Consider the following 18718-nt stretch of genomic DNA (forward strand, 5'->3'; position numbering starts at 1 on the left):
AAAGGCTAAGCTTCAAAGCTTAGCCTATATCCGCTACAAAGGTAGCAATTATTTTACTCTTGAGATAAATTAATCACCTATGTCAGAGAGATCTTGTTTTTATCAATATTGATCTATAACATTTGAAATATCTCCAAAGATATCCTCAATGGTGCCTACACCATGGATTTTCGTTAATTTACCTTGATTTTCATAATATGAAGCTACAGGCAGTGTTTCATCTAAGTACACTTTGATTCGTGTAGCTATTTTTCCCTCATCTTGATCATCTACTCTTCCGGACGTCTTTCCCCTCTCTCTTATTCTCTCTTTGAGAATTTCTTCTGGTACATCTAGTGCTATCATGCCAGATATCTCCATACCCAATGCACTTAGCATCTCATCCAAAGCTTCCGCTTGAGCAACAGTCCTTGGAAAACCATCAAATATAAACCCTTCACTGTTTGAAGTTTCTTTAATTTTCTCCTCTACCATGCCTATCACTACTTCATCCGGCACTAATTTGCCCTCATTCATATATTGCTTGGCAAGTTTGCCTAGAGATGTACCTTCTCCTAGGTGCTTTCTGAACAAGTCACCAGTGGAAAGATGGGTCAGGTTATATTTCTCTATTAGCTTCTCACTTTGGGTTCCTTTTCCTGCTCCCGGAGGGCCAAATAATACGATGTTAAGCATAACGAATCCTTTTTGGTATTTCTTTAAATATGGTTATCTATTACCTATTATAGAATTAAGGTAATGTTTATTTTAATTGATATATCTCAGGTAGATTTCTTCCTAACCCATCATAATCGAGTCCATACCCTACTACGAATTTGTTTGGTATTTCAAAACCAACGAAATCCAACTTAATTGCATGTTTCAAAGCCTCAGGTTTGTAGAGTAAAGTCACTACCGACACGTCTGCCGGTTGCTTCTTTGATAGCAATTCTAATAAATATGACATACTAAGTCCAGTATCTACTATATCTTCTACCACAATTACCTTCCTGTCTTTAATATCTACTCCTAAACCAATGAGGTCTTTAACTTCTCCCGTAGAGCTGGTCCCTGAGTAGGAAGACATTTTCACAAATGAAACTTCTACAGGAATATCTATAGATTTGGACAAATCTGAAAGAAACATAAATGCCCCGTTCAAGACGCCCAGCAAGATTGGTTGATCATCCTTGAATTTCTCTGAAATCTGTTTCCCAAGCACGTTTATCCTATCCAATAGCTCGGATTCCGTAATAAAGGGAACAAATTCTTTGTCTTTAATTTTGATCATATTTACATTAAATAAAAAAGCCCTCAACAAGAAGGGCTTGCAAATATAAATAAATTGCAACTAATGTCAGCATAATATTATCAATACATTAAAGATGAGCCATTAAATACTGGTACATTTCTATCATACACTCTAAATCATGTAGAGCAACTTTCTCATTTGGGGAGTGTACATTATCCTCGGGTGCTCCTACGAAACACCAGTCAATAAGGTGTCTTGAAAATTGAATTTCCCTACCATCACTACCTCCTGCATCTTCTACTTCTAGCTGATAATCTATCCCACTCTTCTTTGCTAGCGCTATTACTTTATTTATAAAAGTACGACGCGGAATAAATTTATCCCTTATTGAAATTGCGACGCCTCCATTATGCACCACCCCTGATGTCACCCATGTGATGTCAGAAATCAGAGCTTGCTTCACAGGCCCTTCTTTCATAATAAAATCCAAAAGGAACGGCATACTTCCTCCACCATGCTCTTCATAAGTGGTGAAAACAACCCAGCCATCCTCAAGAGTTTGACATATTTCTATGGCATTATAAAGACCAAGTCTATTATCGAGATAAGCACCTTGAATAAATTGATTATCTATTCTAATATTTTGCTCAAATGACAGGTAAGTTCCTCTATCAATCGCTCTAGGAAAATCATGATATATATGATCATCATCCACTATAAGTTTGCATCTAACAGGCCCCAAACTATCATTACCGACGAGAAATGTACCATCAATAAGTTCTGGACCCCCTACGGTTATTAATTGATTTTCATATCTAGTCATAAAGCCAATGGTGTCCATATGTGCAAAAACAGCAGTTCTTGGATTACCAAACTTCAAAAGAATGCAATTATGAAAATTTTCACCAAAAAAAACATTTGGTGTAACCTTCCAGTTAGACTTACGTTCAGAGATGATATTAAGTATAAACTGAGACACGCTCAATTCATCACCGGAAACACTATTAATCGCTAAAATATCTTCTAGAAATTTCATTTATGGCATTATTTGTGAAGAAACGTTAACGAATTTAAGTCTAATAATTCAAAAGAATTGCGATAATGTATAAAGATTTAAAAATTAAATATACATTTGTGTAAAAGTTTATAAATTTGCAATCAAATCAATTAAACACTCAAAATTTTGGAAAAAAATTTTTTATCATGAAAAAATTACTACTATCTACATTAATGGCAAGTGCGCTCACCCTAGGTGCGAACGCACAGGATGACTTTAACAAGTGGTCAATTGAAGTAAACGGAGGTTTTAACAAACCAATGACTTCTATAGCTTCAGGTTACTGGACTCCTACTTTAAACATTGGACATGCTGACTTAGGTGTTAGATATATGTTCAATGAGAAATTCGGTACGAAACTAGATTTTGGTTTCGGTTCATTCAGTGAAGCTAGCAATTCACCAAGCGGTTCTTTCTCTACAAACTATTGGAGAGCTAACCTTCAAGGAGTTGCTAACTTGGGTAGAATCATGGGATTTGAGTCTTTCACAAGGAGAGTCAACCTATTGGGTCACTTCGGTGCTGGTCTAGGTCAAGTTAATCCTCAAGAAAACTTGAATGCTGGATTCAATGACAATGTTTACAACTTCATCGCAGGTTTCACTGGTCAAGTTAAATTATCAGAGAGAATTGCATTGAATGCTGACATTACAACTATTCTAAATGGTAGACAAACTACTACTTTTGATGGATCAGCTAACATCACTCCAGCTACAATGCCTAATCCTTCCACTAACAATGGTTACTTTGGAGCCGGAGCACAGTGGTGGACTGGTACATTAGGTCTTAGCTTCTACTTAGGTAGCAAATCTACTCACGCAGACTGGTATGTAGCTGCGGATAAGTATGCTACAAAAGAAGAATTGGCGAACCAAATCGGTGAGATCAAAGACATGTTGAAAGACTCTGATGGTGACGGTGTACCTGATTACCTAGACAAAGAGCCTAACACTCCAGCTGGAGCTAGAGTTGATTCTCATGGTAGAACTTTGGATTCTGACGGTGATGGTATTCCTGATCACTTGGACAAATGTCCTTTCGCTCCAGGACCAGCATCTAATGACGGATGTCCTGTAGAGGAAGTTAAAGAAGTAGATTACTTCAAAAAAGCAATCAACGAAGGTTATGTTAACGTATACTTTGCATTTGACAGCGCTAAGCCACTTGGTTACTCTGCATCATCTGTAAGCTATGTAGCAAACTTCTTGAAGAAAAACCCAAGCGTAAAACTTGAAGTTAAAGGTTATGCTGATGAGTTAGGTCCAGAAGACTACAACTTGAAGCTATCTGAAAGAAGAGCTAAAGCTGTATATGATCAATTAGTAGCAGCTGGTATAGATGCTTCTAGAATCACTTACAAAGGTTACGGTGAAGACACTAGCGTAGATAAAAAATCTGCTGATGCACGTCAGTTGGCTAGAAGAACAAGCTTCGAAGTAAAATAAGATATAATAATTCAATCTAAAACCCGATCTTTATGGTCGGGTTTTTTTTATGCCTTATCTTTCACGTTATGTTTATATTAAATCATCAAAATACGATAGCCAATACTTTCTTAGCGGAAATAAGAGACACTGAAATTCAAACTGATCGACTTAGATTTCGAAAGAATTTAGAAAGACTCGGAGAAATTTTGGCATATGAATTATCAAAAAGTCTTCACTTCGAAACTAAAGAGATAACAACACCACTTGAGAAAACTGGTATAAATATCATCAAAACTCAACCAGTTTTGATCTGCGTATTAAGAGCTGCCAATCCGTTTTATCAAGGATTTCTAAATATTTTTGATCATTCAGACTCTGGGTTCATTGGAGCCTTCCGAACAGAAGAAAATAATGATAAGGAAGTATCCATTGAATTATCTTATCAAGCGGCGCCAGATATCACTGGTAAGGATATTATCATTATTGACCCCATGCTTGCCACTGGGAAATCTTTCGTAAAAACCGTGAAGGCGTTGCTTTGCAATGGTACACCAAAGACCATACATGTAGCTTCAGTAATAGCAGCTCCTGAAGGCGTGGCCTATATTAATGAACAGCTCGATGGGAATTTGAAACTTTGGACATGTGCTCTTGACACGAAGTTGAACGAAAAATCTTACATAGTACCTGGTCTAGGAGATGCGGGTGATTTGGCCTTTGGTTCTAAAATGTAATATATGGTTTATTTCATTCTTATAATAGGCTTGTTCATTCTGCTCTTAGGCGGGAAATTTTTGGTGGATGGTGCTTCATCAGTGGCATTAAAATTTGGACTTAGTCCAGGCTTGATAGGGTTGACAGTAGTCGCCTTTGGAACATCTGCACCAGAACTGTTAGTGAGTATTAATGCGGCTATAAAAGGCACCAGTGACATTGCCATTGGAAATGTGGTTGGTTCAAATATCGCAAATATTAGTCTGGTTTTGGGAATCAGTGCCATCTTATATCCTATCATTTTACCAAAATCAGTTTTGAAGTTAGATTATATAATTGCGCTTGTTGCAACTGCATTATTCTATCTACTTTCCTTGAACTTAGAAATCTCTCGAACTGAAGGCATCATACTGACAGTTCTCTTGGTAGCAGTCAACCTATATATCTACCAAAAACTCAAGGGAGCTGACCAGAATGAAGAGATATCTGATCAAAAGCCCAAAAGCGGTATTTTATCTGTAGGTTTTCTTATCTTAGGAATCATCGGCTTATATTTTGGATCAGACATGTTTGTAGACTCAGCAGTCGAGATTTCTAGGGTATTCGGAGTAAGTGAGCGAGTGATAGGAGTGACAGTGATTGCTATAGGAACGAGCTTACCAGAGCTCACCACGTCTGTCATCGCTGCCATCAACAAAAAAACAGACATCGCCATAGGGAATATTCTGGGCAGTAATATGATGAACATCTTTGGAATCATTGGAATCACAGCCATAGTTCAACCCATTCCTGTATCAGAACAATTTCTAAAGTCAGACTATATTTGGATGATTGGCCTAACCTTATTACTTTTTCCTATATTAAAATCCAAACTGAAAATCGCTAGAATTGAAGGAGGAATACTTCTTATTGCTTACTTAATTTATTTGATCACCATACTATGACAACCTATTTGATTAAGTTTTTCCTGATATACTTAAGTTGTCTTTTCAAGTTCGTTGCAGGTCCTATACTCGGGACAGCCGCAGGATATGGATTGTGGGAGATAGTGCTCGTAAGTGTCTCAGGGCTGATGACTACAGTATTTTTATTTACCTATCTGGGAGAATGGATCAAAAGGAATTGGACTTTTAATCTCAGAAAAAAAAAGAAAAGGTTTAGTAAGAATTCTCGGCGAATCGTGAAGGTCTGGCAAAAATTCGGCCCAATTGGAATAGCAGCAATCACACCAATGCTACTTACACCAATAGGTGGTACAATAGTCATGATTGCATTTCGAGTCGAGAAGAAAAAAGTATTCCTATACATGTTTGTGAGTGGAATGTTTTGGGCAATAATACTAGGAGCATCTATTCAACAAATTCTAAACATCCCATACATTGGGGATCTAATCAGGTAGATTTTCATCAGGTAGAATTTCAATATCTTGAATAAGTACCTTCTTGGATATCTCTTGACCTGTGAGAGTGGCTGCTAAACCTCCCATTGCTGTTTCTTTGTATTTGCTTTCCATACTAGAACCTATTTCACCCATAGCTTCTACACACTCATCTACAGGTATAACTGCGCTCACGTTTGCCAAAGCTATCTGAGCGGAGCTATTTGCAATAGCTGCTGCACTCGCATTTCTTACCACACAAGGAACTTCCACTAGTCCAGCTACAGGATCACATACTAAGCCTAGCATACATTGTATGGTAATGGCTACAGCATTAAAAACCTGATCTATCTCACCATCTAAACAATAAACCATCGCTCCAGCTGCCATTGCTGCTGCTGAACCTGTTTCAGCTTGACAACCTCCTACAGCTCCTGCTAGCGAAGCTTTCTCCTCTATAATCAATGCAATACCTGCTCCAACCAAAAGTCCTTCTAGGATCTTTCTATCATCTAAACCGTGGATTTCTTGGAGTGTATAAAGTGTCCCCGGCAGAATCCCTGAAGCTCCTGCTGTAGGTGCTGCCACAACTCTTCCCATGCATGAATTTACTTCCTTGGCTGCCAATGCCCTTGCTATCAATTTCTGAAAATCAGGAGAAAGAACACTTACGGGATGATTAAAAACTTTTTTCGCCCCATTTTTTATCATTCCTGATCTTGAGGTCATGTCTTCTGTAAGGCCTGTAGATACTGCCTCCTTCATGACATCATATGCCTGTTGTAATCCTTGCCAAATTGCGGCCTCATCCTTTCCCTTCTGTGTGACTTCATAAGCAATGACAGATTGGAAGAGGCTTTCTTGCTGCTCTTCACAATATTTTTTCCAACCTTTAAAACTATCAAAAAGAAAACTCATAACAATTTGGGTTTATAATTTCTCAAATTTGAATAAAGAAGACCACAAATACAATCGAACAGGTGGTTATCTATAAAAACAAAAAAGTCAGTAGTGCTTTATATCACTACTGACTTTTTAATAAGAGATTGTGGAAATTAATAATATATCAGAGCTTTATTTGATTTCCTTGATTTTAGCCTTAAAGTATATTGGTTCAAATGGCCTTGCAGCTACTGAGATAGCATTTCTGGAAAACAAATCCCTTCTTATGGCAAAGGGAAAAATCTGAGTGCTGCCCCCAAAGCCTTCATGAGAAGGTACAAATACCTCCACCTCTTGACCTACTTTTACATCTTTTAAGGCAACATCTAAAAATTTAAGATTTCCTTGAGCACCAATTCTTGAAGTAAATGGTGAGTTCTCATTTGATTTGGATATGACTGTACTTTCTCCCAACTGCTTCAACTCAAATTCAAAAGACACATTATCATTGGCTTTTGAAACTTTTTCTCCCTCACCTTCTCCCAATACCTTGATAAATACTCCATCACTAAGCCTTTCAAATCCTTCCAGGTTATTTTCTGCAATATAGCTCTCAATGATTCCTCTTTCGAGTGTTTTTACAGCACTTTCTGGATATACCTTTGCATACTTTACTGTGATTACTAGATTGGCACCCACCGTGATCAACTGCTCAAAGCTATACTCAGAATATGCCAAATAAGATGGTGAATATAACTTAAGCACTTCTCCTTCTTTTGCAATTCCAGCTGCAAAATTGATAACTCTGGGTATCAACCCTCCATCTGTATGCTTGAACAATCGGGGCAACTTTGATTCATCCATGTATGTTTCAATCAACTGTCCATCTGTTGTTTTAATTTCATAATATACACCCACTATATCGTTGTTGACGATTTGATTACCAATATCGCTTGTTTGCGTCTTTTGGTAATAAAATCCAAGCGGACTTTCAATTGCATTTACACTATTTCGCTCTAAGTAATTTTGGAGCAAGCGATTGTCTCGCTCTACTATCCTCTCGTAGTCTGACTCTGTGTCAGGCATACATGCAACAATCATCGCCATCCATATCAGTAATATAGGCAATTGTAGAAATCTCATACTTTATGTTATTTTTTAAATTGAAAATTCATCCTTAAGTTCAATCCACCTATGGCAAATTGCTGATTCACGAAAGTCTGTCCACCCACAGACATTTTATAAAATGGCTCCAAAGATAAGTATGTGCCATTTTTTAGATTATATTCATAACCAAGCGAAAAATTAACCATCTGACCAATATTCCCCTCACTATTCTCAGCATTATCTGATGGGGTAGATGTCTCAACAAATGTTTGTGTTGAGACTTGAGAGTTTGACATAAGTCCAGCGGTCATGAAATTCGCAGATGTGAATGTACCCACATTTCTTTGATTTAAATAAACCATGTTTGATACCCCAGTGATCAGGTAAATTCCAGTTTTATTGTTCTCTAGTACTTTATACTTGAGGTTTATTGGAAGCTCTAATTGACCAAAGCTTAACTCATATGAAGCATTGACAAAGTTACTACTGAAACTAAGCATCCTACTATTATCTGCTTGCTGCGCTATAGGGCCGCTCGCCGCAATTACATTATTATTTACCACAGGGGTTATATTTTGTCTTGCGTAAGCAAGCCCAACATCAATCTTGAGTCTCTTCGAGAATGAAAATTCTGAAAGTACTCCCGCACCCAGATTTAAGCTCTGATTGGCATTCGAGATTGATTGAGGAGCAAGCATGAGACCAAGTCTCATGGGGTTGCTTGCTGTCTCATTGACTTTTTCTTTAGACATTTTTTCCTCCAAACCTTCTTTCAACCAGGCTTCTATCGAATGCTGCGCATCCTTTTCCTCTTGAGCTATAAACGAATGCTTGAGAAAATCTGGCTGCTCAGAACTCACTTTAATATCTTCTGAAAGGATCTCAGTTTTAGGTAAAATCTCAGTAACTAATTTTTCAAACTCTTCAGAGGTAGTTTGTCTGATTGGAACATTGGGAGGTGTCAGATCTTCATTTTCAATCTTTACAATCCCACTTTCTGTATTGTCCAAATTTGGTACTGGTGTGCTTTTTTTCTTCACAACCTCCCCAAACTCCGAATCCTTCTCAAATGTATTTTTCATCGATGGCTCATCCTTATCCACTTTTGGATTAAGCGATCTATTTAAAGCTAGCTCATCCTCTACTTTAGGCAATTGGTATTCATCATGATGATTGGATTGCTCAGATATAGGATACTCATCCATTGCTTTGAATGAATGCACGGGGGAGCTTTGATCATCAAGCTGAATGTATAGGAATAGTGCTACGACTATGGCCGCAGCTATACCAGAAGCCCAAGGCAACCATACCTTAAGCAGGGAAGGTGGAGTTTCTCCGAAATATGCACCTGAGAATTTCTCCCACTGTTGTGGGTCAAAAGGCTCATGATGGTCTTCAAAGGAGTCCTTGATTTTATTTACTAATTTTTTATCGAACTGCTCCTTCATTATTAATTTGGTTTACAGCATTGATTTTGTCTCTTAAGCATTGCTTAGCGCGAGCCAGGTGTGTCCTGGATGTGCTGGCAGGAATTCCCAATTTCTCTCCTATTTCGTTGTGAGCATACCCTTCAATTTCATACATATTGAAGACGATTCTCAGCATTTCGGGAAGTTCTCTTAGAAGCTTTAGAATATCCTCTTTCGATAGGTGGTCTATAGCTTCGGGGTTGAGGCTTTCCATTTCTACTTTTTCAATATCCATGACAGCATAATGCTTCACAGTTTTCCTATAGTAATCAATTGAAGTATTTACAATAATCCTTCTAAACCAACCCTTGAATGAATTGCTATCTTGATATTGATTGATTTTATCAAACATCTTCATAAAGCTATCATTCACAATTTCACAAGATTCATCTCTAGAATTGGAATATCGAAGTGCAATGCTCATAGCATAGCCATAGAAATGCTTGTAAAGCATTTCTATGGCTTTTTTATCACCTTTTTTTGCTTTTTGAATAAGATGTTGTTCCAATGAAACGGGTTAATTTTACACTGTCTATAATACTAGACGCAATGCCAGATAAAAATGCTACAAGGTTCTAAAAAATAATTACAATCAAAATCCAAATTCTATAGTTTGCTTGATTGCAGGGTCCAAGCTTAATGCTACTGGGCAAGTAAGGGCTGCATTTTTTAATTTTTGAATTTTCTTATGATCCGTGACAGGATTGACCCAGACAAATTTGACAATTATTTCTGCAATTTTTCTTGGGTCAGAGCTCATGATTTTGGTGATCTCCCAGCTCAAGCCATCTAAAGAAATCTCATCACGCTCTGCAACTATACCCATGATAGTGACCATACAGCTACCAAGTGCTGCGGCTACAAGGTCAGTAGGAGAAAAAGCCTCTCCTTTGCCATTGTTATCAACAGGAGCATCACTGATTATTTTTGTTCCAGATTGGACATGCTCCATCTCTGTTCTGAGATTTCCAAGGTATGTACTTTTTATAGTTGGCATAAACACTTACTTTTAAAATCGGTTTAGTAACTTAGGGTTAAAATTAGCGTTATATTCCTGATTAACTATGATAAAAGCGACGAAATATTTATTATCAGGGTTTTTGACATTGCTCAGCATGGTCACTTTTGCCCAGAGGGAAGATACAGGCAACTACGAATATGATCGAGAGTTGTTTTTTGGAATTAATAAAAACACCAATGGAGGCCTTATAGGTGGTTTTTCTTTTAAAGCTGGGTACAAAATTGAAGAAGATAAGTTCCAATTCTTCGGACTTGATTTGGCGAATGTAAAGAACCCAAAAGAAGTTCGATTCACACCTGTCACTGGGAACTCTTTTATCATTGGTAAATCTAATTACTTATACAGTATCCGGCCATACTATGGAAGAGAAGTAGTATTTTTCAAAAAAGCACCGCAACAAGGAGTTCAAATCTCTGCCCTTGCAGCAGTCGGTCCCTCCATAGGTGTAATTGCACCATACTATATAGAGGATTTCATTAATAGGTTCGAGACAGTTAGAGAACAATATGACCCTAATAAACACACCAACTTTAGAAATATTTTAGGTCCGGGAAGAATATTTGAAGGCATAAGTGAGTCTGAGATAGCCATAGGTGCAAATGCAAAAGCGGCTCTTTTCTTCGAATTTGGCACTTTTAAATCTAGCGCCGTAGGATTGGAACTTGGTTACCAAATTGAGGGTTTTAACAAAGAAATAGTACTCATACCAACTGCTGAAAATAGGCAAATATACCAATCAGCCTATTTCACTTTGTTTTATGGGTTCAGGAAGTAATAAATCCACAATTGGGTTTATATGGCATTAAAGTTTAATTTTGTGCTATCTATCTAATTAAGACAAAGAGATGATCGAATTACCAGTAATTTCCGAAGAGGCAACCAGAAGAAAAAAACCTGACTGGCTTAGGGTAAAGCTTCCGGTGGGAAAAGAATATGCAAAAGTCAGAAAACTTGTAGATCAGCATAAGCTTCATACAATATGTGAGAGTGGAAATTGTCCAAATATGGGTGAATGCTGGGGGGCAGGCACAGCTACTTTCATGATTTTGGGAAATGTGTGTACTCGATCGTGTTCATTCTGCGCTGTAGCCACAGGAAGACCACCAGAGTATGATATGGATGAGCCAAGACGTGTAGCTGAGGCTATACAGCTCATGGGAGTAAAACACGCCGTCATCACATCTGTAAATAGAGACGAACTGAAAGATAGGGGAGCTGAGATTTGGTATCAAACTGTAGTGGAAACCAAAAAACTATCCCCTGAAACAACCATAGAAACCCTCATCCCAGACGTAAAATCTAATTGGGATGCTTTGTACAGAATGATAGAAGGAGGTCAAGAAGTAGTATCTCACAATATGGAAACTGTAGAAAGCCTATATAGAAGAGTACGACCTCAAGCTAAATATACCAGATCTCTAGAGCAAATCAAGCTCACAAAAGAATATGGAAAGAGAACCAAGACTGGCATTATGCTTGGCTTAGGTGAAAAACAAGATGAAGTTTTTAAAGCTATGGATGATTTAGCCGCTCATGGCTGCGATATCTTGACACTTGGGCAATACCTACAACCTACCAAAATGCACATTGAAGTAGCAGAATTTATACATCCAGACACATTTGCACTTTATAGAGAAGAAGGGCTGAAGAGAGGATTGAAGTATGTAGAGTCAGGCCCACTGGTAAGATCTTCGTATCATGCTGAGAGACATGTTAATGTTTGATCATTACAAGCTTTAAACGAGCCTCTTTTACATCTTAAAGGTGCCTAGAAAAGTAAAACCCTGCATTTGAAGAATGTAGGGTTTTATTTTTGTGCTATTTCAAGTGTTTCAGAGACTTGAGCATACTATTCATCTGAATAATTAAAAGAATCGATTTGCTCCAATACCCAATCCTTATATTTTTCTAGCTTATACTCTGACCACTTCTCTTTATACTTAGAATCTTCAATGAGAAATTTAAATCCAGTTGCAGCTTTTGGCTTACTCAATGCATTAAACAGTTCATCTTGAAAGCCTTTTTCTTTGACTATTTTCTCAACAAACCTCTCCATAACTTGATGCTCTTGATTGGCTTCTAGCTTGGTGAATTCTGCAAAATTGTCTGGATCATCATCTATTTCATCTAATACGTCCTCTTCTTCAGGAGTCAGATCATAGTTAAAGTAATCCTCATCATCGGGCAAATGATGAATTTTTTTATTGTTTAGCTGATAAAAGCAAATCATGCCCTTTTGCAGTAGACCTGCAATTTTTTCAATTTCTTGTCCTGTGAGGGTTAACATCTTAGGTTGGCAATAAAATTTTGAGAAAATTAAGTAACTGATATTTAAAATCAAACTATTTCACAATCCCAATTATAAATTTTTTCAAATCAATTTATTCTTACATTAACTTATCCAGTAAAAAAATTGATTTGAAGGCTCTAAACACAATAATGTGTAAAACAACCTAACCCTAAACTTGTTTAATTTCGTCGAGATAAATGTATTTATTTTTTTTAATAATCAGTTTTTAAAGCAGAAGAAGTAGTACATTCAATCACTAGATTACTTCGGAATTCCTATGAACAAGTACTAAAATCTATATCGAAATCGTCAAAACACTTCATTTGATTTGGTTATTGATACGCTTGCAGGTACGCATATACAGGTGGCCCATATCACATCAATCATTCAAATCACTAAACCTAAAAGGTAACAACTGATCAATCCCTGAAGCCCTGAACATCTCATCATCAGGACCAAGCATCAAAATCTCTATAGATCTGCCAAATTTATACTCATACTCGTTGATAGTCTGTCTGCAAAGTCCACAAGGTGTCACTGTAGCGAGCTCCATCCCTTCTCTTCTTTTGGCAACTATAGCCAATTTTACTGGAGCAATGTCAGGATTGTTTGCCATAGCATAGCTAAGCACAGCTCTTTCAGCGCATACTCCTACAGGAAAAGAGACATTTTCTTGATTATTTGCAGAGAATATCTGTCCATTTTCAAGTAATAATGCTGCACCAACCAAAAAATTCGAATAAGGAGCATGTGCATTTTCTAAAATCTTCTCTGCTTCCGAAAGTAATTTTGCATCCATTTCTGTCCACTCATCTTTTGAAAAAACTTCCAAAGCGACATTTATCTCAATTCTTTTTTTCATATTATTTCATTTAAAAAGGGATTGAATAAACGAAAAAATTGTCTAAAATGTTAATTTTTATTGATTTTTTGTCCTTCATTTTCAACCATCAATCATTTTTCACAACTTAGGGTATTGTAATATTTCACCAAACTTTTGACCCATGGAAACCATACTCATCATAGGAACTGGAAAATCTTCTACCTTTTTGATCGAATATTTGGCAAATTCTGCTGAAAAAAAACAGAGAAAAATCATCCTTGCTGATCAGACTTTGGATATAACCCAACAAAAAAGTAAGCAAAATCCATTTATTTCTGCTGTAGCCATAGATTTAGAAAATGAGCATTCAAGAAAATCAATTATTCAAAAAGCCGATATTGTGATCTCTATGTTGCCAGCATTTTTACACCCCATCATCGCACAAGATTGCCTATCACTTCGGAAACACTTTTTCACAGCATCTTATGAATCAAATGAGTTAAGGAAAATGGCAAATGACATTAAGTGTGAAAATCTACTTTTTTTGAATGAATGCGGTTTAGACCCAGGACTTGACCACATGTCTGCTATGAAAATTATTCATGAAGAACATGATTTAGGCAATGAAATCCTATCTTTCAAGTCCTACACTGGAGGTGTATTAGCTCCAGAAAGTGAAGACAACCCATGGAAATACAAGTTCACCTGGAATCCAAGGAATGTGGTGCTTGCTGGCCAAGGTGTATCTAGATTTATAAGAAATGGGCTGTACAAATATGTCCCCTATCACATGCTATTTCGCAGAATTGAAAACATTCACTTTGATGAAGTGGGGGATTTTGAGGGATACCCTAATAGAGACTCCTTAAGCTACAGAGAAATCTATGGCCTTAAGGATATCCCAACGATGCTTAGAGGAACACTTCGGAGGGCTGGATTTTGCCAAAGTTGGGATGTATTTGTGCAGCTTGGAATGACTGATGATAGTTTCGAAATGAATCTACCAGACAGCTTCAGCAAGAGAATGTTCATCAATACCTTCTTGCCCTACCATTCTGAAGAGCAAGTTGAATCAAAACTTCTGGATTTACTTCCTTGGGTCAATACTCAAACTCTAGAAAAGATTGAATGGCTTGGTCTTTTTTCTGATGAAGAATTACCTCAAAAAAAAGGAAGTCCTGCAGCTATCCTTCAGAAAATTTTAGAAGAAAAATGGTACTTATCGGAAAATGATAAAGACATGATCGTAATGCAACATCTCTTTGAGATAAAAACAAAACAAGGAATAAAATCGATAGTATCCAGCTTGGTGTGCAAAGGTGAAAACCAAACTCATACCGCTATGGCAAAAACAGTGGGTCTACCATTAGCTATGGCTGTGGATTTATTTTTGGAAGGTAAAATCAAGGCTAAAGGATTACGACTACCAGTAATCCCAGAAATTTATAATCCGATACTAGACCTTTTAGCCAAGGAAAACATCATATTCTCTGAGGCTATCAGCTTCAAAAAATGATCAGAAACTCCTTCAAAAGCTCGCTATACTGCGTGGTATACATTCCATCTGATTGCTTGATAATAACCTGATCTTCAATGACTGATTGAACTTTACGAGCAAAGCATTGTATGTAACGAATAGGAGGCCTTTCTGATTTATCATGAATTGAGATACTGCTTTTAGGATAAAGGTTACATTTTATTGCAAGCTGGGTAAATTCATTCATCTGCCTGGACGGTAGAATTAACCAAAATTCTCCGTCATCCTGTAACAATCGATCGACTGACCCAACCAAATCATCAAAGGATAAGCTGTCGGTATGCATGGCTTGATTCTTTTGTTGATTTGGAGACTTGAGATGATCAGGATAGTAGGGAGGATTACTGACAATAAGGTCATACGCTGAATTTCGACGATGATAATACTCTTGAATGGCTCCTTGAGAGATCTTCAATCTATCAGAAAATGGTGATTCAGTAAAGTTCCCTTTAGCTTGAGAGTATGCTTTTGGGTCTATTTCTATAGCATCTATCTGAGCATCAGGAAGTCTTTGTGCGAGCATCAAAGCGATCACTCCAGTGCCTGTTCCAATATCCAAGACTTTTTTGAACGAACAGCCTCCTACCAAAGCCCCCAAAAGTACAGCATCAGTACTTATTTTCATACCCGACTGATCTTGCTTTACTATAAACTGCTTGAATCTAAAGCTTGAATCCTTCATCTCACTATTCAAAAAAGGCCAGTGCTGCTATTCTTTTCATTCTCGTATGCTTGATCTATCCTTAAGTTCTTTTGCTCTGCGGCCGCTACGGCCAATTGATCACAACGCTCATTGAGTGGATTTCCAGCATGCCCTTTGACCCAGATAAACTTAGGCTTGTACCTCATGTGTAATGGTATGTATTGCTTCCAAAGATCTATATTTTTCTTATCCTTGAAGCCTTTCTTCTGCCATGACCAAATCCAACCTTTTTCTACAGCATCCACTACATACTTACTGTCGGAATATATAGTTACTGGAATTCCCTCAATCTTTAAAGCTTCAAGTCCTCGAATCACTGCCAATAACTCCATCCTGTTATTTGTAGTCAATCTATAGCCCTCTGAAAGCTCTTTTTTCAAATCTTTATACAATAAAACTGTCCCATAACCTCCTGGACCAGGATTACCTTTGGCGGCTCCGTCTGTGTAAATCGTAATCATGATACAAAGAAAGGGAGAGATATTAAAAAATAAGCTTTAATCCATAAAGAAATTAAAAATCATCATCATCAAAATCATCTCTGCTACGCTCTCTATTCCTAGACTTATCTTTGAATCCTCCAAACCTATAAGTGAATGACAAAGTGCCAATTCTAGTTTCTCGATTGAACCATCGGTCTTGGACAAACCGCTCATCCTCAGTACTTATTCTAAATATTCTAGTGTTGAAAATATCACTAATATTGAGACTAACAGTAGCCTTTTTATCCAACAAATCTCTTCTGACACCTACATTTACACCCCATAAAGGCTCTATTTCGCCTTGGGGCAAAACAATTGGGCCTCTGTAGTCTCCTTGAATTTGAAGGGTAGCAATCCTCGGAATTACCATATTAAACAAAGAGTTGATCGTCCAAGAATAATTGGAATTATTAAACCCAGCCTCAATATTATCCCCTCTAATTTCCGAATAAAAGAAATTTCCAGACACCGTAGCATCAAACCATGAAGTCAATTGAAACTGATTCACAAGCTCCAAACCTGTATTGATTCTGCTATTGGCATTTTCTCTAGTCTGAATGGCTACGTTGTCTTCATTTAGCCTGATGATTCTCGTGTGAATATCTGTGGAGAATCTATGGTATACAGTAGCATTAAGCAAATATCTTTCCCAACCTTTCATATAACCCAATTCATAAGAATTTGTGAATTCTGGCTGAAGTTCAGGATTGCCAATACTGAGGTTATACAAATCACTTACTCCATAGATCGGAGCTAGCGACCACATGCCTGGCCTATTTATTCTTCTACTGAAGTTGGCTGTAAACTCTTCCTCCTGCCCCATTTCATAACTTAGGTATGCGCTTGGGAAAATATTGAAATAATTATTGATATATGGATCAGCTGCGCTTTCAAGTCTAGAAATCGTCTCAGTATACTCAGCCCTAAGACCTCCTTGATAGCCAATTTTCCCTAATTTATTCCTATAACTTAGGTAAGAAGCGTATACATCCTCTTTGAAATTGAATGAGTCACTGAAAAAATCATTCAATTCAGGCTGAAATCCATTACTCTCATTTCCTTCTGAGAAAAATTGTGAACGATTCCATGCTCTAAATGTTCCTTTGAGACCACCTTCTATCTTCCCACCATTAGCAAATGGTTTTTCATAGTCCAATTGCAACAAGTATAGGTCACTAGTCTGTGGCCTATCATTCAATTGCAATATCCTATTGCTTGGAACTTCTTGATTGAATTCATTGAAAAAAAGCTGATCAAAGACCTTATCCTGAACTCTTTCATCTCTTGAGTAAGACGCAGTCGTAAAAAACTTTTGACCCAGTGTATCGATATCTACCGAATAAGTCAATCCCGCTTCGAAATTTTGGCTTGATCTTACTTCCTGTATATCTCTTACAAATAAACTATCCAGATTTCTTGCCAAGGTCAAATTTCTTTGATTTAAAACTTCATCACTTGTCCTGTCTCTAAAACTACCCTGGGCATAAATTCCAAAAACATTGTTTTCAGACAAACTCCAATCAATTCCAGCTCTGATAAGGTGATTTATATCTCTATTGACTTGATAAGCATCTTGATCAAGAATTGGTGAGGCAGAAGTCAGGTTACTTTGACGAAAAGACTCACTCTCTCTAAAGCGTCGATTGTCTTGCCAATTATAAGACGCATAGTAGTTTGCTTTTTCTGTTCCATAATTCAGATTCAGTCCAGCATTGTATTTACCTCTTGTTCCGATCCCCGCATTTACTTGTCCATTGAGCCCAGTTCTTTCATTTTTCTTCAAAATTATATTTATGATCCCCCCCACACCTGCTGCATCATATCTGGAAGATGGATTGGTAATCAGTTCTACTGACTTAATACTATTTGCAGGAAATTGCGCTAATACACTTTCTGCATCATCTCCAGATAAATTAGAAGGCCTTCCATTGATGTAAATTAAAATATTACCACTCCCACGCATGGATATACCGCCCTCATCATCCATCTGAATAGATGGCAAGGTGCTCAAAAGATCAGAAGCCATAGCACCTTCTGCCAAGATACTATTCTCTACATTGTATCTTCGCTTATCTATGTCACTTTCAAACATTGAAGTCACGCCTTCTACCACTACTTCATCCAAGTTTTGTGCATCTTTTCTTAGTCTTACGTTTCCTACATTCAAAACCTCCTTTTGACCCAAAGTAATCGTCCTGAATCTACTTTCATACCCAATAAAACCAACCCTTAAAATAAATTCTCCTGCTGATGACATGAAGGAAAAAGTCCCATCCAATTCACTCATACCTCCAGTGATCAAGGAAGAATCTCCTGGGCTTAACAAAGCAATATTTGCAAACTCTAGTGGATTTGAGGATTCTGCTTCTATGACCCTACCTTTAACCTCAAAATCCTGCGCGGTGGCAGATACAAATGAAAAAAAAGCCGCAGATAAAATGAGAAACTGTATAAAACGAGTCATTTCTAGTATTTTTTTGTTTTTTTTATAAATAGCGATTTTTAGAACTTTATACTCTCATTCAAACAAATAGGGATATCATACACACCCATCAGACTGATTTTATTTGAATACCGACATTATTTTCTGAAAACTC

The 18718-nt window shown here is 37.3% G+C and carries 20 protein-coding genes; 7 read left to right on the top strand and 13 right to left on the bottom strand.

All coding sequences use genetic code 11. From position 1 onward, the window contains the following. Positions 1–102 precede the first annotated feature (102 nt). From MM214_RS13115 to MM214_RS13125, 3 genes are all read right to left on the bottom strand, one after another. Positions 103–675 carry an adenylate kinase gene (locus MM214_RS13115; RefSeq protein ID WP_241296088.1) on the bottom strand — a complete coding sequence of 191 codons (573 nt, stop codon included), beginning with the start codon at positions 673–675 and terminating at the stop codon, positions 103–105. Positions 676–742: 67 nt separating this feature from the next. Continuing rightward, positions 743–1270: a hypoxanthine phosphoribosyltransferase gene (hpt, locus tag MM214_RS13120; RefSeq protein ID WP_241296089.1), complete on the bottom strand. Its 528-nt coding sequence runs from the start codon at positions 1268–1270 to the stop codon at positions 743–745. Between the two features lie 88 nt (positions 1271–1358). Further along, complete coding sequence (locus MM214_RS13125; RefSeq protein ID WP_241296090.1) at positions 1359–2267, bottom strand: M20/M25/M40 family metallo-hydrolase; 909 nt, start codon at positions 2265–2267, stop codon at positions 1359–1361. Positions 2268–2434: 167 nt separating this feature from the next. Here MM214_RS13125 and MM214_RS13130 point away from each other — a divergent pair, with 167 nt between their 5' ends. The 4 genes from MM214_RS13130 to MM214_RS13145 all read left to right on the top strand — a co-directional run bounded on the left by MM214_RS13130 (position 2435) and on the right by MM214_RS13145 (position 5828). Beyond that, on the top strand, positions 2435–3733 hold the full coding sequence (locus tag MM214_RS13130) for an OmpA family protein (protein ID WP_241296091.1): 1299 nt from the start codon (positions 2435–2437) through the stop codon (positions 3731–3733). Between the two features lie 68 nt (positions 3734–3801). Continuing rightward, positions 3802–4449 carry a uracil phosphoribosyltransferase gene (upp, locus tag MM214_RS13135; protein ID WP_241296092.1) on the top strand — a complete coding sequence of 216 codons (648 nt, stop codon included), beginning with the start codon at positions 3802–3804 and terminating at the stop codon, positions 4447–4449. A 3-nt stretch (positions 4450–4452) separates the two neighbouring features. Further along, positions 4453–5373, top strand: coding sequence for a calcium/sodium antiporter (locus tag MM214_RS13140; protein ID WP_241296093.1), 921 nt, complete (start codon positions 4453–4455; stop codon positions 5371–5373). After that, positions 5370–5828, top strand: a complete 459-nt coding sequence (locus MM214_RS13145) for a hypothetical protein (protein ID WP_241296094.1) — start codon at positions 5370–5372, stop codon at positions 5826–5828. Before MM214_RS13140 ends, MM214_RS13145 begins: the two co-directional genes overlap by 4 nt. Here MM214_RS13145 and sdaAA read toward each other — a convergent pair. From sdaAA to MM214_RS13170, 5 genes are all read right to left on the bottom strand, one after another. Then, positions 5817–6725, bottom strand: a complete 909-nt coding sequence (gene sdaAA / locus MM214_RS13150) for an L-serine ammonia-lyase, iron-sulfur-dependent, subunit alpha (protein ID WP_241296095.1) — start codon at positions 6723–6725, stop codon at positions 5817–5819. The two genes, MM214_RS13145 and sdaAA, sit on opposite strands and share 12 nt — an antisense overlap. 156 nt (positions 6726–6881) lie before the next feature. After that, entirely contained in the window at positions 6882–7832 is a 951-nt protein-coding gene (locus MM214_RS13155; RefSeq protein ID WP_241296096.1) for an FKBP-type peptidyl-prolyl cis-trans isomerase, read from the bottom strand. An 8-nt stretch (positions 7833–7840) separates the two neighbouring features. After that, positions 7841–9244: an outer membrane beta-barrel protein gene (locus MM214_RS13160; protein ID WP_241296097.1), complete on the bottom strand. Its 1404-nt coding sequence runs from the start codon at positions 9242–9244 to the stop codon at positions 7841–7843. Then, the gene (locus MM214_RS13165; protein WP_241296098.1) at positions 9225–9773 is read right to left on the bottom strand and encodes an RNA polymerase sigma factor; all 549 of its coding nucleotides are present in this window, start codon (positions 9771–9773) and stop codon (positions 9225–9227) included. Before MM214_RS13165 ends, MM214_RS13160 begins: the two co-directional genes overlap by 20 nt. An 84-nt stretch (positions 9774–9857) precedes the next feature. Next, complete coding sequence (locus MM214_RS13170; RefSeq protein ID WP_241296099.1) at positions 9858–10262, bottom strand: OsmC family protein; 405 nt, start codon at positions 10260–10262, stop codon at positions 9858–9860. A 67-nt stretch (positions 10263–10329) separates the two neighbouring features. On the opposite strand from MM214_RS13170, the gene MM214_RS13175 reads away from it, so the two are divergent. Next, on the top strand, positions 10330–11061 hold the full coding sequence (locus MM214_RS13175; protein ID WP_241296100.1) for a hypothetical protein: 732 nt from the start codon (positions 10330–10332) through the stop codon (positions 11059–11061). A gap of 70 nt (positions 11062–11131) precedes the next feature. After that, a complete protein-coding gene (gene lipA, locus MM214_RS13180) occupies positions 11132–12010 on the top strand; it encodes a lipoyl synthase (protein WP_241296101.1) in 879 nt (292 codons plus the stop codon). A 125-nt stretch (positions 12011–12135) separates the two neighbouring features. Here lipA and MM214_RS13185 read toward each other — a convergent pair whose 3' ends face one another. Then, entirely contained in the window at positions 12136–12573 is a 438-nt protein-coding gene (locus MM214_RS13185) for a UPF0158 family protein (RefSeq protein WP_241296102.1), read from the bottom strand. 382 nt (positions 12574–12955) lie between these two features. Continuing rightward, the gene (locus MM214_RS13190; protein WP_241296103.1) at positions 12956–13438 is read right to left on the bottom strand and encodes a cytidine deaminase; all 483 of its coding nucleotides are present in this window, start codon (positions 13436–13438) and stop codon (positions 12956–12958) included. 142 nt (positions 13439–13580) lie between these two features. Between MM214_RS13190 and MM214_RS13195 the strand changes: the two genes are divergently transcribed. Next, the gene (locus MM214_RS13195; protein WP_241296104.1) at positions 13581–14915 is read left to right on the top strand and encodes a saccharopine dehydrogenase C-terminal domain-containing protein; all 1335 of its coding nucleotides are present in this window, start codon (positions 13581–13583) and stop codon (positions 14913–14915) included. Here the strand turns inward: MM214_RS13195 and MM214_RS13200 are convergent. The 3 genes from MM214_RS13200 to MM214_RS13210 are packed head-to-tail and all read right to left on the bottom strand — an operon-like array spanning position 14905 to position 18585. Beyond that, positions 14905–15618, bottom strand: coding sequence for a tRNA1(Val) (adenine(37)-N6)-methyltransferase (locus MM214_RS13200; protein ID WP_241296105.1), 714 nt, complete (start codon positions 15616–15618; stop codon positions 14905–14907). The genes MM214_RS13195 and MM214_RS13200 overlap by 11 nt on opposite strands. Positions 15619–15626: 8 nt before the next feature. After that, on the bottom strand, positions 15627–16100 hold the full coding sequence (gene rnhA, locus MM214_RS13205) for a ribonuclease HI (RefSeq protein ID WP_241296106.1): 474 nt from the start codon (positions 16098–16100) through the stop codon (positions 15627–15629). Between the two features lie 52 nt (positions 16101–16152). Further along, entirely contained in the window at positions 16153–18585 is a 2433-nt protein-coding gene (locus MM214_RS13210; protein WP_241296107.1) for a TonB-dependent receptor domain-containing protein, read from the bottom strand. Between the last annotated feature and the right edge of the window lie 133 nt (positions 18586–18718).

Source organism: Belliella kenyensis (genome assembly GCF_022549675.1).
Taxonomy (GTDB): domain Bacteria; phylum Bacteroidota; class Bacteroidia; order Cytophagales; family Cyclobacteriaceae; genus Belliella; species Belliella kenyensis.